This window comes from Thioalkalivibrio sp. XN8 (genome assembly GCF_011058255.1).
Classification (GTDB): Bacteria; Pseudomonadota; Gammaproteobacteria; order Steroidobacterales; family XN24; genus XN24.
On the sequence record NZ_JAALFH010000067.1, the window covers coordinates 457567 to 479124 of the forward strand.

Here is a 21558-nt window from a genome sequence, read left to right on the forward strand (position 1 = left end):
GGCCTCGACTCAGTGGCGCCCGTGGCACGGGCCCGGGCGCAGAATATTAGCTGGTGCGATGATATCAGATGGCTGCCGCGGGCTCCCCCGTGGCAGGCCGCATGCCGGCGCCGGCTCTGACTATAATGACCGCCCCGGGGGAGAGGAGTTGCAACCGATGGCCATTGCCGCCGTGTTCCCAGGCCAGGGCTCGCAGTCCGTGGGCATGCTGGCCGAACTGCTGGCGGCCGAGCCGGCCGCCGCCGCTGCGTTCGAGGAAGCCGGCGAGGCCCTCGGCTATGACCTGGCTGCGCTGGTGCAGGATGGCCCGGCCGAGCGCCTGAACCTGACCGAAGTCACCCAGCCGGCCATGCTGGCGGCCGGCGTCGCGGCCTGGCGGGCCTGGGAGGCGCACGGCGGCCCGCGGCCGGCGGCGCTGGCAGGCCACAGCCTCGGCGAGTACACGGCCCTGGTCTGCGCGGGCAGCCTGGAGTTCGCCGCTGCGGTGCGCGTCGTGCGCCTGCGCGGGCAATGGATGCAACAGGCCGTGCCGGCAGGCGCAGGCGCGGTCGCCGCCGTGCTCGGACTGGACGACGCGGCCGTCGAGGCCGCTTGTGCCGCGGCGGCGGCCGAGGGCGGCGTGGTCGAGGCAGTGAATTTCAATGCGCCGGGCCAGGTCGTGATTGCCGGCGACCGGGCTGCCGTCGAGCGCGCCATCGAACTGGCCCGCGCGGCGGGGGCTCGCCGGGCAATGCCGCTGCCGGTCAGCGCGCCGGTGCATTGCGCCCTGATGAACCCCGTGGGCGCCCAGCTGGCGGCGGCCCTGGCCGAGCTGAAAATCACCGCGCCGGTCGCGCCCGTCTACCACAACATCGACGCCGCGCCCCGCGGCACCCCCGACGAGATCCGGGCGGCCCTGGCGCGCCAGGTGCACAGCCCGGTCCGCTGGGTCGGTTGCGTGCAGGCGATGCAGCAGGCCGGGGTCAGCCGGCTGTTCGAGTTCGGTCCGGGACGCGTCCTCTGCGGCCTGGCGAAGCGTATCGACCGGGGCCTCGCTGCGCTGCCGGTGGACGATCCCCAGACACTGGAGGCCGCGCTCGCCGCGGCGAAGGAGGCCTAGCATGCAGCAGCTGAATGACGAGATCGCGCTGGTCACCGGCGCCTCGCGGGGTATCGGGCGCGCGATCGCCGAGACGCTCGGCCGGGCCGGCGCCACCGTCGTCGGCACCGCGACCAGCGACGCCGGCGCCGCGAGCATCACGGAGGCGCTGGCCGCTGCCGGCGTCCGCGGTCGCGGCATCCGGCTCGACGTGAGCAGTGATGCCGGCGTCGAGCAGGCCATCGCCGGGATCGCAGCGAACGAAGGGGCCGTCACGCTGCTGGTCAACAATGCGGGCATCACCCGCGACGGGCTCCTGCTGCGCATGAAGATTGAGGACTGGCAGCAGGTCATCGACACCGACCTGACCTCGCTCTATCGCACCAGCCGTGCCTGCCTGCGCGGCATGATGAAGGCGCGCCGCGGGCGGATTGTGAACATCGGCTCCGTGGTCGGGCTGATGGGCAACCCGGGCCAGGCGAACTATTGCGCCGCCAAGGCCGGGCTGGTCGGCTTCACCCGCTCGCTGGCACGCGAGGTCGGTTCGCGCGGCATCACCGTCAACGCCGTGGCCCCGGGCTTCATCGAGACGGACATGACGGCCGCGCTGTCGGCGGAGCAGCGCAGCGCGCTGGTGCAGCAGATCCCGCTGGAGCGGCTGGGCGCGGTAGAGGACATCGCCCAGGCCGTGCTGTTCCTGTGCTCGCCGGCCGCCGGCTACATCACGGGCGAGGTGCTGAATATCAATGGCGGCATGTACATGGCTTGAGGGGCAGGCCGGCTCCGTGTAGAACGACCCGATACATTCCCCTACAATACGGCGCGCGGTGCAGTCCGGGTCATGGGGACGCCGGAATGGTCTCGCCGCCAGCAACGAGGATCATGACGAGATGAGCAGCATCGAGGAACAGGTAAAGAACATCGTCGCCGAGCAGCTTGGCGTCAAAGAAGAAGAAGTGACGAACGACGCCTCGTTCGTGGACGACCTGGGCGCGGACTCGCTGGATACCGTCGAACTCGTGATGGCGCTCGAAGAGGCCTTCGAGTGCGAGATTCCGGACGAGGAAGCCGAGAAGATCACGACCGTCCAGCAGGCCATCGACTACATCAAGGCCCGCTCGAACTGAGCCGGGCGGGCAGGCGCCCCGTGACGGGGCGCGGAATCCCTGTGGCCGTGCAGCAGCGCCGGAGTTGAGCCCATGAGCAGGCGTCGCGTCGTCGTCACCGGCCTGGGGGTCGTTTCGCCCGTGGGGAGCACCGTGGCCGCCGCCTGGGAAAACGTCCTGGCCGGCCGCAGCGGCATCGCCCCGATCACTCGCTTCGACGCCAGTCGCTTCACCACCCGCTTCGGCGGCGCCGTGGCGGATTTCGACGTGGAGGCCTACCTGCCGCCCAAAGAGGCGCGCAAGATGGACGCCTTCATGCACTACGGCTTCGCCGCGTCGCGCCAGGCGATCGAAGACGCCGGCCTCGAGGTGACGGCGGACAACGCGCACCGGATCGGCGTCGCCGTCGGCGCCGGCATCGGCGGCATCGAGACCATCGAGCGCAATTTCCGGGCCTTTCTCGACGCCGGCGAATCGCCCCGCAAGATCTCCCCCTTCTTCATCCCCGGCAGCATCATCAACATGATCTCCGGGCACGTCTCCATCCAGTACGGGATGACCGGCCCGAACCTGTCGCTGGTGACCGCCTGTACCACCGCCACGCACAGCATCGGCATGGCCGGGCGCTGCATCCAGTACGGCGACGCGGACGTGATGGTCGCCGGCGGCGCCGAGATGGCGACCACGGCGCTCGGGCTCGGCGGGTTTTGCGCCGCGCGCGCGCTGTCCACCCGCAACGACGAGCCCGAGCGCGCCAGCCGGCCCTGGGACCGCGAGCGCGACGGCTTCGTCCTCGGCGACGGGGCAGGGTGCGTGGTGCTCGAGGAACACGAGCACGCTCGGCGGCGCGGCGCGACCATCTACGGCGAGCTGGTCGGTTTCGGCATGAGCGCCGACGCCCATCACATCACGGCGCCGCCGGAAGACGGCGACGGCGCCCGGCGCTGCATGCTGAATGCGCTGCAGGATGCCGGCGTGAATCCGGACCAGGTCGACTATATCAACGCGCACGGCACCTCGACCCCGCTGGGCGACAAGGCCGAGACCACTGCCATCAAGCGGGCCTTCGGCGAGCACGCCCATCGCCTCGCCGTGAGCTCCACCAAGTCCATGACCGGCCACCTGCTGGGCGCCGCCGGCGGCGTCGAGGCGGTGTTCTGCCTGCTCGCGCTTCGCGACGGGGTGCTCCCGCCGACCATCAACCTCGAGCATCCGGACCCGGAGTGCGATCTCGACTATGTGCCGAACACGGCGCGCGAGCTGCCGTTGAAGCTGGCGCTGTCGAACTCCTTCGGGTTCGGCGGCACCAACGGCAGCCTCCTGTTCCGGGCGCTCGACTAGGCCTGTGGGCAGGCCCTAGCCGCACCCGGAAGCCCCATGTTCCCACTCGCGGACGACCGGCCGCAGGCCACGATAAGGCTGCCGGCGGATGCCGACCTGCTGAGCCTGCACCGGGTCGATCCCGGGCGTTATCCGTTCCTGCTGGAGAGCGCTGCCAGCGGCACGCCCCAGGGCGCCGACGACTTGTTGCTCGGCTGGCCGGGCGCGACCCTGCTGCTCGACCGTGACGGCGTACTGCGGGGACCAGGGAGCGGGCCAGGCAACGATTTCCTGCACGCGCTCGACCGGTGGTGGGGCGATGCGCGCACTACGGCGCCGGGCGGCTGGTTTCTCTACCTGGGCTATGAACTCGCGGGCCAGGTGGAGCCGACGCTCAGGCTGGACCCGCCCGTGCAGCTGCCCATCGCCTTCGCCACGCAGTGCGCCGTGGTCTTGCGGCGGAATCGCGCTGCCGGCAGCGTCACGGTAAGCGCGCCCGACGAGGCCACGCTGGCTGCCGTGCTGGCCGACTTCGAGCGCGCCGCCGGCCTGCCGGCGCCGGCCTGGAACGGCCGGATCGGCGCGGCGCAGGAAGAAGCGGCGGAGTATTTCATCGAGGCCGTCGAGCGCGCCCGCCGCCACATCATCCGCGGCGACATTTTCCAGGCCAACCTGTCGCGGGCCTGGCGGGTGCCGCTGCCGGCGCCGGTCGACCCGGCCGCCCTCTATGCCCGCCTGCGGCGCGCCAATCCCGGCTCCTTCGCGGGGCTGGTGCGGTGGGGCGACCAGGCAGTAATCAGTTCCTCGCCGGAACGCCTGCTGCAACTCTGCGACGGCTGGGCCCAGACCCGCCCGATCGCCGGCACGCGCCCGCGGGGCGAGAGCCCGGACCAGGACCTGGCGCTGGAGCGCGAGCTGCTCGCGCATCCCAAGGAACGCGCAGAGCACGTGATGCTCATCGACCTGGAACGCAACGACCTCGGCCGGATCTGCGTCCCCGGCACGGTGGAGGTCAACGAGATGATGGTGCTGGAGAGCTACGCCCACGTGCATCACATCGTCTCCAACGTGCGCGGCCGGCTCGAAGCCGGCATCGGCCCGGGCGCGGCCATTCGCGCGGTGTTTCCCGGCGGCACCATTACCGGCTGCCCCAAGGTCCGCTGCATGGAAATCATCCAGGCACTGGAGGCCGGGCCGCGCGGCGCCTACACGGGCTCGATCGGCTGGCTCGCGCCGGACGGCGCGCTGGACCTGAACATCCTCATCCGCACCATGGAGCTTGGCCCTGCCGAGCTGCGCTTCCGGGCCGGCGCCGGTATCGTCTACGACTCCGTGCCGGAACTCGAGCTGGCGGAGACCCGCGCCAAGGCCAAGGGACTGCTGCTCGCGCTGGAGGCCGAGGCGTGATGCTGGTGGACGGCCGGCCGGCCGGCAGCGTGCCGTTGACCGACCGCGGGCTGAATTACGGTGACGGACTGTTCGAGACCCTGCGCTTGCACCGGGGCGCCGCGCCGCTGCTGGACCGGCACCTGGCCCGGCTCCAGGCCGGTTGCGAACGGCTCGGCCTGGGATGGCCGGGCCGGGCGCTGCTCGAGCCGGAAGCCCTGGCGGTGGCCGCGGCCGCGCCAGGCGAGGCGGTCCTGAAGATCGTGCTGACCCGCGGCGACGGTGGCCGCGGGTATGCGCCGGGCCCGGTTGCCCCGGCCCGCCGGATCATCTCGGCGCATCCCTTGCCGCCCGGGCTCGGGACGCCCCTGGAAGTGGGCGTGTGCCGGACCCGGCTCGGCAGCTCGCCGGCGCTGCAGGGCCTGAAGCACCTCGGCCGCCTGGAACAGGTCCTGGCGGCCAGCGAGACCGCCGCAGCGGGCTGGGACGAGGGGCTGATGCTGGACGCCGCCGGCCGCGTGATCGAAGGCACGCGCCACCACGTGTTTTTCCTCCGCGGGGACCGCCTGTTCACCCCGCCGCTGGCCGGGCTGGCGGTGGCCGGCATCATGCGGGCCATGCTCCTCGAGGCCCTGCCGGCGCTCGGCCTGGACGGCGGGGAGGCCGAGCTCCGCTATGATGCCCTCCATGAAGTGGATGCCATGTATCTCGGTAACGCGGTGGCGGGCGTGCGCGCGGTGAGCCGGCTGGATGGCCGTCCGCTGCCGGAACCGGGCCTGCTCGACCGCCTGCACCGGGCATTGTCGTCGCTGGGGGTGACGTGGCTCGCCTGATCGCTCTGTGCGGCGCGCTGGTCCTGGCGGCCGGGCTGGCCGTCGCCGGCGCGGCCTGGTGGGCCTGGCGTGCGCTGGACGCTCCCGGGCCGGCACCCGCGCCAGTGGTCGTGGAGGTCCCGGCCGGCGCGCCGCTGGCGCGCATTGCCGCGCGGCTGGAGGACGCCGGCGTAGTGGAACACGCCGCGCTGCTCGAGTGGTACGGCCGGCTGACCGGGCTGGCCGGCCAGGTGCGCGCCGGCGAGTACCGCTTCCCGGCCGGGAGCACCCCGCGGCAAGTCATGTCCCGGCTGGTTTCCGGCGAGGTCGTACTGCATGCGCTCACCATCGTCGAGGGCTGGACCTTCAGGCAGCTGCGGGAGGCCATCGAGACCCATCCCGCGATCGGCGACAAGCTCCCGGCGGCGCCGGACGAGGCGCTGATGAGCAGGCTGGGCATGCCTGACATGGCGCCGGAGGGCTGGTTCCTGCCGGAGACGTACCGGTTCCCGCGCGGCACGACCGAACTGGAGCTCCTGGCGATGGCCCACCGGGCGATGGTGGCGGCACTCGACGAGGCCTGGGCCGGCCGCGCCGAGGGCATCCCGCTGGAAACGGCGTACGAGGCGCTGATTCTCGCCTCGATCATCGAGAAGGAGACCGGCGTGGCCGACGAGCGGCGCGAGATCGCGGGCGTCTTCGCCCGCCGCCTGGAGCGCGGCATGCGGCTGCAGACCGACCCCACGGTGATCTACGGCCTCGGCGAAGCCTTCGACGGCAACCTGCGCCGGGCCGACCTGCGGACCGACACGCCCTATAACACCTATACGCGCAGCGGCCTGCCGCCCACGCCGATCGCCCTGCCGGGCCGCGCGGCACTCGAGGCAGCAGTGGATCCCGCGCCGGGCAAGGCGTTGTATTTCGTCGCCACCGGGAACCCAGACGGCACGCACTACTTCTCCGAGACGCTGGCCGAGCACAACCGGGCCGTGGCACGGTATCTTGCCACCCTGCGGGAACGGCGGCAGGCGCAATGAAGCAGCCTGTCGCGGACCACGCCCGGGGCCGTTTCATCACGCTGGAAGGCGGCGAGGGCGTCGGCAAGAGCACGAATCTCGGCTTCGTTGCCGGGCTGCTGACAGCGGCCGGCCTGGACGTCCAGCTGACCCGCGAACCGGGCGGCACGCCGCTGGCGGAGCGGGTCAGGCAGCTTATCGTCGCGCCCTCCGGCGAGCAGGTCCCGCCGATCGCCGAGCTGCTGTTGATCTTCGCCGCCCGGTCACTGCATCTCGAGGGCCTGATCCGGCCGGCGCTCGCCGCCGGGCGGTGGGTCCTGTGCGACCGCTTCACCGACGCCAGCTATGCCTACCAGGGCAGGGCGCGCGGGCTCGGTGACGAGACGGTGGCCTGGCTCGAGGCCCGCGTCCAGGGCGAGCTGCGCCCGGACCTCACCCTGCTGCTCGACGCCGATCCGGCCGTGGGGCTGGCCCGCGCCGGTGCCCGCGGCGCCGCAGACCGCTTCGAGCAGGAGCGGCTGGAATTCTTCACCCGGGTGCGTGAAGGCTACCTGGCCCGGGCGGCTGCCGAGCCGGCGCGCTTTCGCCTCGTGGATGCCTCGCGCCCGCTCGAGGACGTGCAACAGCAATTGAGAAATCACATTCAAGAGTTCCTTCAAGTTAATGGAAAAATTTAGTTTTCCTTGGCATGAAACCGCCTGGCGTGAATTCGAGGCGGCGCTCGAGCGCGACCGCCTGTCGCACGCCTACCTGGTCGAGGGCCCGCAGGGCCTGGGCAAGCTGCACCTGGCCTTCCGCAAGGCCGCCCGCCTGCTGGACGCGCCCTGGCCGGCGGCGGACCCGCCGATCCCGCTGCCGCATCCCGACCTCTTGTGGCTCACGCTGGAGGTCGATGACGAGGGCAAGCAGAAGAAGCAGATCGGGATCCAGCAAGTCAGGGACGCCTGCGCCGGACTGGCCATGACCAGCCACGCCGGCGGCTGGAAGGTCGCCGTCATCTGGCCGGCGGAGCAACTCAACCCGCATTCCGCCAATGCGCTGCTGAAGACGCTGGAGGAGCCGGCGCCGCGTACGCTGCTGCTGCTGGTGCGGAGCCGGCTGGATACGCTCCCGGCGACCATCGCGAGCCGTTGCCAGCGCATCCGTATCGCGCCGCCGCCGCTGCCCGAGGCATTGCGCTGGCTCGAAGCCCGTGGCGGCCGGGCCGACTGGGAACGGCTGTTGTCGCTGGCGGGCGGGGCGCCGCTGATGGCGCTCCTGCTGCACGAGGAGGGCGCCCTCGAGTTCGATGCCGAGTGCCGGGAGGACCTGCTCGGCATCCTCGGCGGCGGCCGCGAACCGGTGGAAGTCGCCGCGACGTGGGCCCGGCGCCCGCTGCCCGTGAGCCTGCGCTGGCTGGACATCTGGACCGCCGAGCTGGTGCGCTGCAAGGCCGCCGGCGCGCCGCCGCCGGTGGCTGCCGCCGGGCGCCGGACTTTGCAAACCGCGCTCGAGCGAATACCCTTGCAACGCCTGTTCCGCTATCGAGACGAGCTCAGGTCGGCCATGGTGCGCAGCGACGGGGCGTTCAGCCCGCAACACGTGATGGAGCAACTGCTCCTGCCCTGGGCCGACAATCTGGCGACGATCCACGGCGACGCAGCGCAGGGCTTCCTGGGCGACCGGTGACAAATAACTGATGACGACGAGCAAACCCGGACTGCTGACGCTGACGATCAAGGACAAGAGCGCCTTGTACCTGGCGTACATGCCCTATGTGAAGAACGGCGGGCTGTTCATTCCCACCGGCAGCAGCTACCGGCTCGGCGACGAGGTCTTCATGCTGCTGAACCTGATGGGCGAAGACGAGAAGATCCCCGTCGCGGGCCGCGTCATCTGGGTCACGCCCAAGGGCGCCCAGGGCAAGCGGACCGCCGGGATCGGCGTGCAGTTCAGCGAACAGGATCGCGGCAGCACCCAGCGCCGCATCGAAACCTATCTCGCCGGGGCACTCGGCGGGGACAAGCCCACGCACACCATGTAGGCCGGCCTGGCCGGCGCCTATCCCAGCGGCTCGTCGGCCGGCTTCGCCCCGGCGAGCTTGAAGCGGGCGTTGAAGGCCACCGTGATGCGGATATCGTCGCCGTCGTAGGGCATGACCTCGTGCAGCAGCCACGACGGGAAAATGATCAGCTGTCCTGCCTGGAGACGGATCTTGCGGTGACCGCCGCCGAAGGGGGGCTTCATCTTCGCTGTCGCCATGTCGATGTACATGGTGTTGGTGGCGAAGGGGTTGATGAACGTCAGCTTGCCGCTGTCGCTCTCGGGGTCATCCCCGTCGTGGCAGACGCAGTACACGCCCGACCAGCTGTGCAACGGATGGTTGTGGGCGCCAAAGAACCCGCCGCGCCGGGTGAGGTGGTACCAGGCCTCGTGCGCGACCTGCAGCCGGGCCAGGAACGCCTGGTCGTAGCCGTTGAGTTCCCCGATGGTCCGGTAGAGCGCGCCCATGCAGAAATCGCGCAGCTTGCGGATGCAGTCGTGCGGCCAGTCGAACAGGCGGAAATTGCTCTCGAACAGGGCCTCGTTGCGATCGACGAAGGGCGTCGTGTTGCGGTACTTCTCGCCTTCGGCCGCGCGCGCGACGAAGAGCTCGCGCAGCTCGCGGTTCAGCGCCTCGCAGTCTTGCATCTGGGCGGAAATCAGGGGTGCCGCAAAGGCGGGGATCATCTGGATCACGGGCGCGCTTCCAGGCGGTCGATTCGGGTCAGCGGCTCTCGATGTCCGCCATCGTGAGGCCGCCCCGCAGGACGTGGGCGTCGAAGCCGCGCTCGCTCAGGATGTAGGCGGCAGCACTGCTGCGGCGGCCGGTGTCGCAGCAGACCACATAGGGCTTGGCGGGATCGAGCGTCTTCAGCTTCAGGCGGATGAAGTACAGCGGGATGTTGATCGCGCCTTCCTGGTGAAAGCTCTCGAACTCCGAAGGGAGGCGCACGTCGATCCACTGGCCGCCGCTGGCCACGATGCGGGACGCCTGTTCGAAATCCACCCACTGCAGCATGGGCTCGTTCATCAGGGTGTTGAAATCTTCCTGCCCCAGCCGCATCAGGGAGCCGTCGCTCACCATGGTCACCGTGGCGTTGCGCTTGGCGTGGGAAATCAGCGCCTCCTCGCCGAACGTGTCGCCCGGGCCGAGGTCGGCCAGCTTGATACCTTCCTTGTTCAGGGGCGTCTCGCGGGTGACGGCGCAGCGGCCGTCGGTGATGACGTAGAAATAGTCGCCCTCGTCACCCTGCTTGATGACCACGTCGCCGGCCTTGAAGTTGACCTGCTGCATGCGCATGAAGATGGCCTGGATGTTGGCCGCCGGAATGCGATGGAACGCCTTCGTCTGCAGCAGGGTAGTCATCCAGTCGTCGCTCTCCGGCAGGTTGCCGGCGCGCAGCTCGCTCACCTCGTAGGTGCCGGTCTGGTCCCAGGTGAGCATCACGTCCAAAAGGTCGGAATCGATCGCGACGAACTCGACCCGGCTCCGCGCCCGGGCACTGGCCCGGCGGGGCAGGCCCGGCGACAGCGGGCTGCGGGCGTCCGGCGTGCCGCCTTCGATCACCGACAACAGCCGGTCGCCGTCGCGCAGTTCGACCTCGCCGGAGACCAGGTAGATGGTGCGCCGGTCCGTGTCGCCCTTGCGGAAGAGGAAGCGCCCGCCGGGAATCTCCTGCACCGAGGTCTTCTCGGACAGGGCACGCAGGTTTTCCGCCTTCAGGCCGTTGAGGGGCGAGAAAGCCTTGAGTGCTTCGATGTCGAGGGACTTGCCGGGCATAGCGGGTTGGGCGCTCCCTGTTGTTCTGGATTATGCTCCTGCGCGACCCGGGCCACGCGAGGAGTGCGGCGCGGCCGGAACCGCGCCGAAGGCAAGAATATCACACCAGTCGGCTCCCAAACGGGGTCCGGTCCGCAGTCCCCCCGGCGCTAGCGGGGCAGCTCCTCCCAGCCCGGATCGGGGGCGAAGCGCTCGCCGTAGCGGTCCTGGAGACGCTGCAGCGACTCGACCACGTCGGCCACGCCCCGGGCGCGGGCGAAGTGAATCGGCCCGCCCCGGAAGGGCGCGAAGCCGGTGCCGAAAATCACCCCCGCGTCGAGCAGGTCGAGGTCGGTAACAACCCGGTCCCGCCAGACCGCCACCGCCTCGTTGACCATCGGCAACACGAGCCGGTCGGCCAGGTCCTGGGGCGGCGTCGCGTCCTTGACCTCGGGCTTGACGGGCTTGCCGTCTTTCCACTCGTAGAAACCGCGCCCGGTCTTCCGCCCGAGGCGCTTTTTCTCGACCATCTCGACCAGCCGGTCGGGCACGGGCACCCCGTAGGCGGCACCGAGGATCCGCGCCACGTGCAACGCCACGTCGAGGCCCACGGTGTCGGCGAGCTCGACCGGGCCCATGGGCATGCCGAAGCGCTTGGCCGCCGAATCGATGAGAGGCATCGGCACGCCGTCCTCGCCGGCCAGGAGCGCTTCCATCATGTAGGGCATCAGGACGCGGTTGACCACGAAGCCCGGCGAACTGAGGCAGGGCAGGGGCAGCTTGTCGATCTTGCGGGTGAAAGCGACCCCCTTGTCGATCTCGGCCTGCGGTGTGTCTTCGGTATGGATGACCTCGACCAGCGGCATCATCGCCACCGGGTTGAAGAAGTGCAGGCCGATCAGCCGCTCCGGCTTCGCCAGCACGTCACGCAGGTCTTCGAGCCGGATGCTCGAGGTATTGGTTGCCAGGATCGCGTCGGGCTTCATCCGCGGCTCGAGTTCGCGGAACAGCTTCTGCTTGGCCTCCGCGTCCTCGAAGATCGCCTCGATCACGACGTCCGCCTGCTCCACGCCCCGGCCTTCGACGTCCGGCATGAGCCGGTCCAGGGCGGCCTGGACCAGGCGCGGGTCCCGCAGTTTCTTCTGGTACAGCTTGGCGGCGCGCTTGACCACCGGGGCGATGTACTTCGGCTCCCGGTCCTGGAGCGTCACGTTCAGGCCGCGCAGCGCGCACCAGGCGGCGATATCGCCCCCCATGACGCCGGCGCCGACCACGTGGACGTGGCGAAACTCGTAGCGCTGCTTGCCACCAAGGGCCTTCAGCTTGTCCTGCAGCAGGAACACCCGCACCAGGTTGCGCGAGGTGTCGGTGCAGAACAGCCGGGCGATGGAACGCGCCTCTTTCTCCATCATCAGCGCCGGCTTGTCGCCGTAACGCTGCCACAGGTCGATGATCGCGTACGGCGCCGGGTAATGGTCCCGCCGCGCCTTCTTGGCCACCTGCTTCTCCAGCACGCCGGCCAGCACCTTGCGCGCCGGACCGACGTTCATCAGGCGGTCCTGCAGCGGCAGCTGGCGGGGCTTCGGCGGCTTCAGCGCCAGCATCCGGGCCGCCCGCTCCAGGTGGCGCGCGGGCACGACCTGGTCCACCAGTCCCATCGCCTTGGCCTGCTTGGGACGGATGTTCTTGCCCGTCAGCATCATGTCCATGGCCTTCAGGGGGCCGGCCAGCCGGACCGAGCGCACCGTGCCGCCGAAACCGGGATGGATCCCCAGCTTGACCTCGGGCAGGCCAATGACGGTCTTGGGGTCGTCGTTGATGATGCGGTAGCGGCAGGCCAGCGCCAGCTCCAGGCCGCCGCCCAGGGCAAAGCCGTTGAGCAGGGCGATGGTCGGGCACTTGAGTCCCTCGAGCCGGTCCAGCACCTGCTGGCCGGCCCGCACCATTTCATAGGCCTGCTCGGCGTCCTCGAGGCCGGTGAACTCCTTGATATCGGCCCCGGCAATGAAGCCGGACTTCTTGCCGGAGGTGACCACCAGCGCCTTCGGCAGGTCCTTCTCGACCTGTTCCAGCACGGTGTTCAGTTCGGTCATCACGTCCCGCGACAGGACGTTGGTGGAGGCGTCGGCCTTGTCGAAGCAGAGCCAGGCGATGCCGTCGTCGTCCCGCTTGAGGGACCAGTGCTTGAGCGTATCGTTCATGGGGCTACTCCGGCTTGCTCTGCAGCAGCATGGCGCCGCCCTGGCCGCCGCCGATGCAAAGGGTGGCGACGGCAGTGCCGCCGCCCTGGCGCTCCAGCACTTTCAGGGCATGAAGCACGATGCGGGCGCCGCTGGCGCCCACGGGATGGCCGGTAGCGATAGCGCCCCCGTCCAGGTTGAGCTTGTCCTCGTCGATCCGGCCGACGGCGCCTTCGAGGCCCAGCACGTTGCGGCAGTAGTCCTCGTCATCCAGCGCCGCGAGACAGGCGAGCACCTGGCCCGCGAAGGCCTCGTTGATCTCCCAGTAGTCGATGTCGTCGAGGCCGAGCCCGTGGCGCGCCAGCAGGGGCGCCGAGGCGTGCGCCGGGCCCAGGCCCATCTCGGCCGGGTCCAGCGCGGCCCACTCGCAATCCTCGATCACGCCGAGCACCTCGAGCTTGTGCGCCTTCACGGCGGCCTCGCTGGCGAGCAGCAGCACGGCCGCGCCGTCGGTGATCTGGGAACTGTTGCCGGCGGTGACCTGGCCGACCTTGCGATCGAAGAAAGGCTTCAGCGTCGCCAGCTTCTCCTCGGTGGAGTCGCGGCGCAGGCCGTCGTCCTCCTCGTGGGCCCGGCCCGCGTCGTCATAGACCGCGACGACCTCGTCCATGCGGCCCTCGTCGAAAGCCGCTGCCAGGCGCCGGTGACTGCGCGCGGCGAAGCGGTCCATTTCCTTGCGGCTGATGCCGAAGCGATGCGCGATCACCTCGCAGGTCTGGCCCATGTTCATGCCCACGATGGGGTCGGTCAGCCCCTTGATGAGCGCGATCACCGGGGAGAAATGCCTGGGCCGCAGGCGGCTGACCTGGACGGCCTTGTCGAGCGGCGACTTGGCCCGCGCGAGGTCGGCCAGCCAGTTGACCATGTCCTCGTTGAACAGCACGGGCGCCCGGCTCATCGCCTCGGTGCCGCCGGCGAGGACGAGGTCGGCACGCCCCAGCCAGATATTGCGCGCGGCGGTATCGAGCGCCTGCATCGCCGAGGCGCAGTTCCGCATTACGGTGAAGCCGGGAACCTTGTTGCCGCAGCCGAGCCGCAGCGCGGCAATCCGCCCGATGTTGGGCTCGTCCGGGCTCGGCATGGCGCAACCCAGGATGACTTCGTCGAGTGCCTCCGGCGCGACCGGCTGGCGGGCGAGCAGGGCCCGGCCCGCCGCCACGACGAGATCCGAGGCGCTGAACGGCCCGGGGCGGCCGCGAGCCTTGAGAAAGGGCGTCCGGGCGCCGTCCACCACGTAGGCGCGGCTCGCGTGGGACGCGGATCGGGTCTTGGCCATGTTCTACTCCTGGCGTTTCCTGGGGGTTGTCGCGCGCGCCGGCGGCCGGCGCCGACGCGGCTTGGCATGGGAGACGGGGGCGCGGAAGCCCGCCGTGACGAAAGGCAGCAGCCGATGGACCACCTGGCTGACGTTGTCCGGGCTCATGGACTCGCCCGAAACGAGTTCCACCAGCTGGCGCTCGGCCACGGGATAGGTCAGGGCACCCACCAGGAACTGGAGCCGCCAGCGGACGTCTGCCGGAGGAATCTCCGGCAGCACGCGGCACAGCGCGGCGTGGTAGCGATCCAGCACCCGCTTGTATTCGCCGGCGAAGTACGACTTGTAGGGCGCCTCGGCCTCCGCGTGGGTCTGGCCCAGCAGGCGCATCACCGTCGGCCCGCCCTGGGCCGGATCCCGCGCCAGGCTGGCCACGGGGCTCATGAATGCCTCGAGGATCTCTTCCAGGCTGGGTTTGCGGCGGCGGCGCTGGAGCTGCTCGAGATTGGCCAGGCGGGCGCGATTGAGCGGCTCCAGCCGCCGCCGGTACACCTCTTCGACCAGGCCTTCCTTGGAGCCGAAGTGGTAATTGACCGCTGCCAGGTTGACCCGGGCCAGGGCCGTGATGGCCCGCAGCGAAGTGCGCGCCACGCCGGTGCGGGCGAAGAGCTCTTCGGCAGCTGCCAGGATGCGGTCCTTGGTGGAGTCGATGAGGCTGGTCACGCGAGGGGCCCCGGGATTAAAACAATCGTTTAATGGTAGGCGCAGCCCCGGATGACCGCAACACGACGCGCCGGTACCGGGCCGCCTGGACCCGGCTCAGCGCGGCTCGAATTCACAGATCAGCGGCAGGTGATCGGAATAGCGGACCGCCGGAATGTCGAAGCCGCGCGGGCGGAGGCCGGGGCCGTAAAGGATGAAATCGAGTTCCTTGCGGGGCGCGTGGCTCGGGTAGGACGGGCGGCGCTCCTCGTTGGCGCTCTGCAGGCCGGCCGCCTGCATGAACAGGTACATCTCGTTCTCGCCCCAGAAGGTGTTGAAGTCGCCCGCGACGATCACCGGCTTGGTGGCCGCTTTCACCAGGTCGTGCAGGTGCCGCAGCTGCCAGGCGCGGTGGCGGTACTTGAGGGAGAGGTGGACCAGGAAGATGGCCACGTCTTCCAGTTCCAGCTCGATGATCAGGCGCTTGATGCCGGTGTCGAAGTAGTGAAACCGCTCCCCGTGCACCCGGGGCGCCGCCAGGAAAGCGTTGGCCTGCTTGCGGACGATCGGCAGGCGGGTGTTCAGCGAGCTTTCGCCGTACTTGCACTGGTAGGTGCTGTAGTGGCCCAGTTGCTGCGCGATGGCCTCCGCCTGGTTGACCATCCCGGTCCGGATGGAACCCGTGTCGACCTCGACCAGCCCGATCACGTCCGGGTTGTGTTCCTTGATGAACTCGATGATCGCCTGGAGGTTGCCCTGGTTGCCGCGGAGGTAGCCCGCCCCGGGCAGGGGCAGGTGGAAACCGGCCCCGGTCCCGGCGGCGTAACGGATGTTGTAAAGGAGGAATTTCACGCGGGGGATGCAGTTCGCGTCGGCATTGACCCGCCGATTCTAGCCAACCCCGGCGCGCGGCGCTCGGCCGGCCAGGCTCCGCGCAGCCGGGCGCCCTGGGTTAGAATCGCAGCGTGAGCCGCCAGCAGAGGAGGGCGCCATGTCAGAACAGGATCCCATCAGGCTCTATGCCGTGCACGGCTGGACGCGTGACGAGGACTATGCGCGGCTGTTCGAGTTCATCCAGAGCGCCGAGAACTTCTATTACCGTGCCGTTTCCGACCCGGATTCGCATCCGGACCAGGGCGACGGCGTGGCCGCCCGGCGCACGGCGATCGGCGAAGCGCTGAAGGAAGCCGAGTGCGTGGTGTGCGCTGCCGGCACCTGGGAGCGATTCAACGACTGGGCGCGCTATACCATCGAGTCGGCCCGCGCCCTGGACCTGCCGGTCGTGGCGGTCGAACATTTCGGCCCGAAAAACATGGATCCCCGGCTGAAAGGTTACGCGTCGGAGGTCGTCGGGTGGGATTCCCGCAGCATCGTCGATGCCGTCCGGCGGCAGGCCCGGCACGAGGACACCACGCGGTTCGACACGATCGAGTTCGACCTGTAGCGACCGGCGGCCTACCAGGACTTCAGCGCCCGCAGGCGCGGGGTCTTCTTTTCCAGGTGCTCGCCCATCCGGACGAACAACCCGTCGAGGCACCGCAGCGCCTCGACCACGTGCGGGCCCTTGTTCAGCATCACGCACTCCGCCCGGGCCGACATGGCAGCATCCGTCATTTCTCCGCGGCTGGCCTGGCCGTCCTTGATCAGCCCGTGCAGCACCCCCGTGGCCCAGATCACCGGCACGTGCGCTGCTTCGCACAGCCACAGGATCTCTTCCTGGATCTCGGCCAGCCGCGCGAAGCCGATTTCCACCCCGAGGTCGCCGCGCGCGATCATGACGGCGAAGGGCTGCCGGCCCGCGCCCTGGACGATGATCTCGGGCAGGTTGCGGACCGCGCGGGCCGTCTCGATCTTGGCGACGATGCCGATCCGCTGCGCGCGGACAGCGCCCACGCGCGCGTCGAGCTCGTCCTGCAGCCGGGCGATGTCAGCGGCGTCCTGGACGAAGGAATAGCCGACCAGGTCGGCCTCGCGGGCGACAAAGTCGAGGTCGGCCAGGTCTTTCTCCGTCAGGGCGGGCACGCCGAGGTCGGTGCCGGGAAAATTGAGCCCCTTGTCCGGCTTCAGCCGCAACCCGCGGGGCGGGGCGGTTTCCACCTGGACCAGCGCGCCTTCCTCCAGCACGGCCGTCACGCTGCCGCCGACCCGGCCTTCGTCGAGCCAGACCGGGGCGCCGCAGCCCAGGCTCTCGAAGACGCTCGGCAGCGTGCACTGCGCCTGCGCCGGAAACTGCTCCGCGGGGGCAAAGCCGGACTTCAGGAGCAGGAGCTCGTCGCCCACGCGGAGCCGCTTATGGCCCTTGGCGACGCGGACCGCGCTGGTACGGCATTTCGGCCCGGCCAGGTCCATGAGAATTCGCACGTCACGTTGCGCCTCGCGCGCGGCGCGACGCACGTTGCCGATCATCGCCAGCCACAACTCCGGTTCGCCGTGGGCACAGTTGATCCGCACCAGGTCCGCGCCGCTGTCGAGCAGCTCAGCCGCCAGCGTCGCACTGTCCGCCACCTCGAGGGGCAAGGTGACCATCAGCCGGACGCGACGCGGACCCGCGGCCGGGCCGAGCGCGATCTCGGCATTGATGCGGGTCAGCTCCCGCCCCTGGATCATCTCGGTCGCCGGGGGGAAAGGCTCCGGGTGAGGATCCCGCACGATGGCGGCCAGTGCCGCCGTCACCGCGTCGAGGCTCGGCAACACGCGCCCCTCGAGCCGTCCCATGGAGGACAGGCCGAGCAACATCAGCTCTTCCTGCAGCGGCCGGAGCTCACGCCGGCGCAGCACGATGTAGTGGGCGAGGTTGAGCGCGCGCTCGCGGAAACCGCTGCGGCGGATGCGGGTTTCCCAGCCGGCCAGGATGCCGGCGCCCTCCGCCTGAACTTCGGCCCTGAGCTCACGGAGCTGGGCCAGGACCTGCACCTGCCTCGCAGCAGGCGGCGTTTCCCGGGCGGTCGTCTCGGCGGCATCGGGGAAAGGGATCATGCGCGCATGCTCGGACCAGAATATTGCAGCTGTATTGCAGCTGGGTAACTACGACGCAGCGCAGCAGGCCATGTATGATCTCGGCTTCTCTAGGGAGGAGCCGACATGGGGCGATTACTGGCAATCTCGGGCAGCCTGCGCGCCCGCTCGTTCAACACCGCCCTGGCGCATGCCGCCCAGGCACTCGTAGCGCCGGGGATCGAAATCGAGGTCGCGACGCTGCACGGCATTCCGCTGTACGACGGCGACCTGGAGGAGGGCGAGGGCATTCCCCCGGCCGTGGAGGCGCTCAAGGACCGTATTCGCAGCTCTGCCGGCCTGATCCTGGTCACACCCGAGTACAACAGCAGCATCCCGGGCGTGTTCAAGAACGCCGTGGACTGGCTGTCCCGGCCCGGCTCGGGCATCAAGGAACTGTTCGGGGACAAACCCTGCGTGGTCATCGGCGCCACGCCCGGCGGCTTCGGCACCATCATGTCACAGGCGGCCTGGCTCCCCGTGCTTCGGGCCCTCGGGGTCCGCTACTGGAGCGGCGGCCGGCTGCTGGTGTCGCGCGCATCCAGCGCCTTTGACGAACAAGGCGGCCTGGCCGACGAAATGACTCGTCAGCTGCTCGAGGATTTCATCCGCGGGTTCCACGCCTTCTCGCTGCGCTGATTCTGGCAATCACCGGCTCGTCTGCTATACCCAAGCTAGGGCCCGGTTGAGACCGGCTGCCTTCTTCGACGACTCCCGCCGTCCAGGCACTGGTTAACGCCGGCCTGCGCTGCATCCACAGCCGGGAGATGAGCCATGAACCCCCCCCGCGCGCTCGCGCTCGCTTTCTTCCTTCTCGCGGTTGCGGCCGCCGGCGCCCACCAGGCCCAGGTGACCACGCCCGAACCGGGCTTTCGGCCCGGGAGCCCGGCTGGCGCCCAGTTCGTCGCCGACCTGGGCTCAGCGACGTTCGCGGTTTATCCCACGATAATCCGACGCGCCGAGCGGACGGCGCACTCCTTCGTGTCCCAGGAACAACTGATCACGTTCCTGCACGAGGCGGGGATCGGCCAGGCGATCGCCGCGCCCAAGCGGATCGACCGGGGGCGCATGATGCCGGATTCCCAGTGGAACATTTTCCGAGGCGGCCTGGCAGCTGTTGCCGATGCGTTCGCGCAATCGCCGGTCGCGGCGGATTACGCTGTCGTGCTCGAAATCCTGGTCCCGGACGAGGACCTGGTGTTCGGCATCCAGTGCTACATCGTGAACGCGGCCGGGGAGAACGCTTTTTCGTTCCTGCTCAACGAGCACCACCAGCTATTCGCCGAGGCCGGGCTGGTCGCCGACGAGTCGCAGGCGGCCAGGGATGCGATGATCCGGCACGCCACGCACGTGGCCCTGCAGGCACTCGAGCAGCAAGTCGCGAAGGCGCGACCGTGTGCCGCAGCGGAGGCGGGCAAGGCGCCGATCCCGCCCGCCTCGGACCTGGTGGATGGTTTCGAGACGCGACTTCCCGGCGGCGCCGACCCCAACGGCATCCCGCTCGGCTTCTCCACGTTCAACGGCGAGCGCAGCATGGCGCGCATCGGCATCACCACGGATCATCCTCCCGTGCCCGGCGAGACGCCGGGCAACGCCGTGTTGCAGCTCGAGCTGGGCGTCGACACCTGGGCGGGCGTACTGCACCGCTTTGCCGATGAATCAGGCGATCAATGGCGCGGCTATGACTGGACCGGGGCACAGGAGCTCAGTTTCTGGCTGTACGGCCGCAACAGCGGCACGACGCTCGTCGTCGACGTGCTCGACAACCGGCACCCTTGCTCGGTCACGGACGACGCTGAGCGCTACTCATACCAGTTCACGGACAATTTCTCAGGCTGGAGACTGTTCTCGATCCCGTTCGAGGTCATGGTCCGCAAGGAGGTCTGGAACGGGGCGCCCAATGACGGGCTGGGCCTCGCTCCGGTCCATGGCTGGGCCCTGGCGTCGCTGCGTACTGACGGCAAGGTCATTTACTACGTCGACGAGGTACGCCTGCGGCGCGAACCGCTGATGCAGAACGTGCCGGCGGGCCTGTCCCGCGAGACCGATATCTGGGTCCCGGTCAATGAACTGCCGATGTTCGGCGGGTACGCGCCGACGGCATGGCAGGAAAAGGCGAACCAGGCGTTCCTGGCAACGGCGCTGGCCGGGTTCCCGGGCGACCGGGAGGCGGCAGCCGAGAATTTTGCCCGCGCCGGCTGGAATTTCTATTACCAGGGCAACAAATCAACCGCGATCAAGCGCTTCAACCAGGCCTGGCTGCTCGATGCCGACAATCAACATGCCTTGTGGGGCTTCGCCGTGATTTCACGGGAGCGCGGGAAGGCCGACGCAGCGCTCCATTTCTACCGGAAGGCGCTGGAGGCGGGGCCAGCCGATCCGCGGCTGACACAGGAGTATGAAAGACTGAAGCGTACGGCGCCGCACTGATTCAGCGCGGGCCGCCGTCGGTCCGCCGCCGCCCGCGGATGTCAGGGGTGCGTCGATCCCGCTGTTCCTGCTCGATTTCCAGCTTCGCGCCCTGCAGTCCGCCGGAACGGCGCGACCCTGCGCGCCGGTCGCGATGGCGCCGGTAGCCGCACTCGCAATGCGGCTTGTCGCAATCGGGCAATGGCAGCTTGGGCAGTTCCCGGCTCAGGAAGCGCTTGCCGGCGATAGCCAGCACGGCCGGGCATGCGCCATAAGCCGCAGGGACGACTTCCACCGCGTCGTAGCGCGGCACGGGCTTCGGCTTGGCTGCAACGGTGTTGCTCCAAGACGTGTTCTGCTTGTTCTTGGACCTTCTAAACGGCCACACGGATCTTCCCCCCATATTCGACGCGCCAAGCCTAACCAGTGAGCCCGCGGGGGAAAGTGTGCGGAGTCGCATTTTTGGCGCCAATTCCATGGCACCGGGGCGAATGTAGCCCCGGACCCGGCCCTGACTGCGCCTGCTGGATAGCAAGGGCTAGTGCCGCGGAGCACTTCCGATTCATAATATCAATAACTTAGCACTAGGCAGAGTAGTGACAATAGTCGGTGACGACCCAGCCTCCGTAGGAGATCCGAGCAATGTTCCGGGAAAGACGTCGACAACGTCGCAGACCAGTGACTCCACCCAAGGAAACCATCTTAAGCAACGTTCTGGGTGAGTTCCTTGAGCCGATCGATGCGCTCTTCACGATTTTCTACAGCGTTTTGTTTGCGCTGATCTTCACGCTTTCCTATAGCGTCTTGATCTATCACGGTGTCATCTCGTCCTCATTTGCAGGCGGATACGGACAGGAGTTGTTTGTGGCCATCCTGGGCGCTGTCACGGCCTGGGGGATCATCGATGGGGTGGTGTATGTTCTGGGGGAACATCTCCCACGGCGTGAGCGCTATCGGTTGCTCCGTTACGTTCAGAGCACAGCCAGTGAAGAAGAGGCCGCTGCCGCCATTGCCTATGAGCTGGATTTCATCCTTGCGCCGATAACCAGCGACGAGCAGCGACGTTCTCTTTATCACGAAATCAATGGCTATCTGAGCCAGGCTGAACCGCAGGCAATTGGAATACAACGTCAAGACCTGGTTGGCGCAGCGGCGACAGCGCTGCTATCCGTCGTGGCCGTGTTGCCGTCGCTGCTGCCGTTGCTGCTGCTGCCTGATGACACCGCGCTGGCAATACGCATCTCGAACGTTGTGTCGTTCGCCGTTATGTTCGCTGCGGGCTACGGTTGGGGACTCCACACCGATACGAATCCGTGGAAGATCGGCTTGCTGCTCTCATCTGTTGGCCTGGCCATGGTTCTGGTGGCTATGCTGTTAGGAGGCTAGCGCGCTCATGTTGCCGCGACTCAGTGGCGTAGCGGGCTCGCTCGATGATCTGCGAACGCCGCCGGGAGTTTGA

General features: G+C 68.9%; 22 protein-coding genes. 14 read left to right on the forward strand and 8 right to left on the reverse strand.

Annotated features, from left to right (window positions below; genetic code table 11):
- The first annotated feature begins 157 nt into the window (after window positions 1-157).
- From fabD to G6N75_RS14340, 10 genes are all read left to right on the forward strand, one after another.
- Complete coding sequence (fabD, locus tag G6N75_RS14295; RefSeq protein ID WP_165349024.1) at window positions 158-1099, forward strand: ACP S-malonyltransferase; 942 nt, start codon at window positions 158-160, stop codon at window positions 1097-1099.
- Between the two features lies 1 nt (window position 1100).
- Window positions 1101-1847: a 3-oxoacyl-ACP reductase FabG gene (fabG, locus tag G6N75_RS14300; RefSeq protein WP_165349025.1), complete on the forward strand. Its 747-nt coding sequence runs from the start codon at window positions 1101-1103 to the stop codon at window positions 1845-1847.
- A gap of 121 nt (window positions 1848-1968) precedes the next feature.
- Window positions 1969-2205, forward strand: a complete 237-nt coding sequence (acpP, locus tag G6N75_RS14305; protein ID WP_165281833.1) for an acyl carrier protein — start codon at window positions 1969-1971, stop codon at window positions 2203-2205.
- Between the two features lie 72 nt (window positions 2206-2277).
- Window positions 2278-3525 carry a beta-ketoacyl-ACP synthase II gene (gene fabF, locus G6N75_RS14310; RefSeq protein WP_165349026.1) on the forward strand — a complete coding sequence of 416 codons (1248 nt, stop codon included), beginning with the start codon at window positions 2278-2280 and terminating at the stop codon, window positions 3523-3525.
- A gap of 36 nt (window positions 3526-3561) precedes the next feature.
- Window positions 3562-4911: an aminodeoxychorismate synthase component I gene (locus tag G6N75_RS14315; RefSeq protein WP_165349027.1), complete on the forward strand. Its 1350-nt coding sequence runs from the start codon at window positions 3562-3564 to the stop codon at window positions 4909-4911.
- Window positions 4911-5723: an aminodeoxychorismate lyase gene (pabC, locus tag G6N75_RS14320; RefSeq protein ID WP_240901175.1), complete on the forward strand. Its 813-nt coding sequence runs from the start codon at window positions 4911-4913 to the stop codon at window positions 5721-5723. Before G6N75_RS14315 ends, pabC begins: the two co-directional genes overlap by 1 nt.
- The gene (gene mltG, locus G6N75_RS14325) at window positions 5711-6739 is read left to right on the forward strand and encodes an endolytic transglycosylase MltG (protein ID WP_165349029.1); all 1029 of its coding nucleotides are present in this window, start codon (window positions 5711-5713) and stop codon (window positions 6737-6739) included. Before pabC ends, mltG begins: the two co-directional genes overlap by 13 nt.
- Window positions 6736-7395, forward strand: a complete 660-nt coding sequence (gene tmk, locus G6N75_RS14330; protein ID WP_165349030.1) for a dTMP kinase — start codon at window positions 6736-6738, stop codon at window positions 7393-7395. Before mltG ends, tmk begins: the two co-directional genes overlap by 4 nt.
- On the forward strand, window positions 7382-8386 hold the full coding sequence (locus G6N75_RS14335; protein ID WP_165349031.1) for a hypothetical protein: 1005 nt from the start codon (window positions 7382-7384) through the stop codon (window positions 8384-8386). The genes tmk and G6N75_RS14335 overlap by 14 nt, the downstream gene beginning before the upstream one ends.
- Before the next feature lie 10 nt (window positions 8387-8396).
- On the forward strand, window positions 8397-8741 hold the full coding sequence (locus G6N75_RS14340; RefSeq protein WP_165349032.1) for a PilZ domain-containing protein: 345 nt from the start codon (window positions 8397-8399) through the stop codon (window positions 8739-8741).
- A 17-nt stretch (window positions 8742-8758) separates the two neighbouring features.
- Here G6N75_RS14340 and G6N75_RS14345 read toward each other — a convergent pair whose 3' ends face one another.
- From G6N75_RS14345 to G6N75_RS14370, 6 genes are all read right to left on the reverse strand, one after another.
- Window positions 8759-9427, reverse strand: a complete 669-nt coding sequence (locus tag G6N75_RS14345; protein ID WP_240901176.1) for a putative 2OG-Fe(II) oxygenase — start codon at window positions 9425-9427, stop codon at window positions 8759-8761.
- A 37-nt stretch (window positions 9428-9464) separates the two neighbouring features.
- Complete coding sequence (locus G6N75_RS14350) at window positions 9465-10520, reverse strand: cyclic nucleotide-binding domain-containing protein (protein WP_165349034.1); 1056 nt, start codon at window positions 10518-10520, stop codon at window positions 9465-9467.
- A gap of 149 nt (window positions 10521-10669) precedes the next feature.
- Window positions 10670-12700 (reverse strand): 3-hydroxyacyl-CoA dehydrogenase NAD-binding domain-containing protein, encoded by a 2031-nt coding sequence (locus G6N75_RS14355; RefSeq protein ID WP_165349035.1) that lies wholly within the window; start codon window positions 12698-12700, stop codon window positions 10670-10672.
- 4 nt (window positions 12701-12704) lie between these two features.
- Window positions 12705-14015 (reverse strand): acetyl-CoA C-acetyltransferase, encoded by a 1311-nt coding sequence (locus tag G6N75_RS14360; protein WP_165349036.1) that lies wholly within the window; start codon window positions 14013-14015, stop codon window positions 12705-12707.
- Window positions 14016-14018: 3 nt separating this feature from the next.
- Window positions 14019-14717 carry a TetR/AcrR family transcriptional regulator gene (locus tag G6N75_RS14365; RefSeq protein WP_165349037.1) on the reverse strand — a complete coding sequence of 233 codons (699 nt, stop codon included), beginning with the start codon at window positions 14715-14717 and terminating at the stop codon, window positions 14019-14021.
- 96 nt (window positions 14718-14813) lie between these two features.
- Window positions 14814-15548, reverse strand: a complete 735-nt coding sequence (locus G6N75_RS14370) for an endonuclease/exonuclease/phosphatase family protein (RefSeq protein WP_165349038.1) — start codon at window positions 15546-15548, stop codon at window positions 14814-14816.
- Window positions 15549-15687: 139 nt separating this feature from the next.
- Between G6N75_RS14370 and G6N75_RS14375 the strand changes: the two genes are divergently transcribed.
- On the forward strand, window positions 15688-16140 hold the full coding sequence (locus G6N75_RS14375) for a hypothetical protein (protein ID WP_165349039.1): 453 nt from the start codon (window positions 15688-15690) through the stop codon (window positions 16138-16140).
- Window positions 16141-16151: 11 nt separating this feature from the next.
- Here G6N75_RS14375 and G6N75_RS14380 read toward each other — a convergent pair whose 3' ends face one another.
- Window positions 16152-17672, reverse strand: coding sequence for a pyruvate kinase (locus G6N75_RS14380; RefSeq protein ID WP_165349040.1), 1521 nt, complete (start codon window positions 17670-17672; stop codon window positions 16152-16154).
- Between the two features lie 105 nt (window positions 17673-17777).
- On the opposite strand from G6N75_RS14380, the gene G6N75_RS14385 reads away from it, so the two are divergent.
- Window positions 17778-18329, forward strand: coding sequence for an NADPH-dependent FMN reductase (locus G6N75_RS14385; protein WP_165349041.1), 552 nt, complete (start codon window positions 17778-17780; stop codon window positions 18327-18329).
- 135 nt (window positions 18330-18464) lie between these two features.
- The gene (locus G6N75_RS14390) at window positions 18465-20120 is read left to right on the forward strand and encodes a carbohydrate binding domain-containing protein (protein ID WP_165349042.1); all 1656 of its coding nucleotides are present in this window, start codon (window positions 18465-18467) and stop codon (window positions 20118-20120) included.
- 1 nt (window position 20121) lies between these two features.
- Here the strand turns inward: G6N75_RS14390 and G6N75_RS14395 are convergent, their stop codons facing one another.
- Complete coding sequence (locus G6N75_RS14395; RefSeq protein WP_165349043.1) at window positions 20122-20412, reverse strand: hypothetical protein; 291 nt, start codon at window positions 20410-20412, stop codon at window positions 20122-20124.
- A gap of 329 nt (window positions 20413-20741) precedes the next feature.
- On the opposite strand from G6N75_RS14395, the gene G6N75_RS14400 reads away from it, so the two are divergent.
- Window positions 20742-21485 (forward strand): hypothetical protein, encoded by a 744-nt coding sequence (locus tag G6N75_RS14400; RefSeq protein WP_165349044.1) that lies wholly within the window; start codon window positions 20742-20744, stop codon window positions 21483-21485.
- The last annotated feature ends 73 nt before the right edge of the window (window positions 21486-21558 follow it).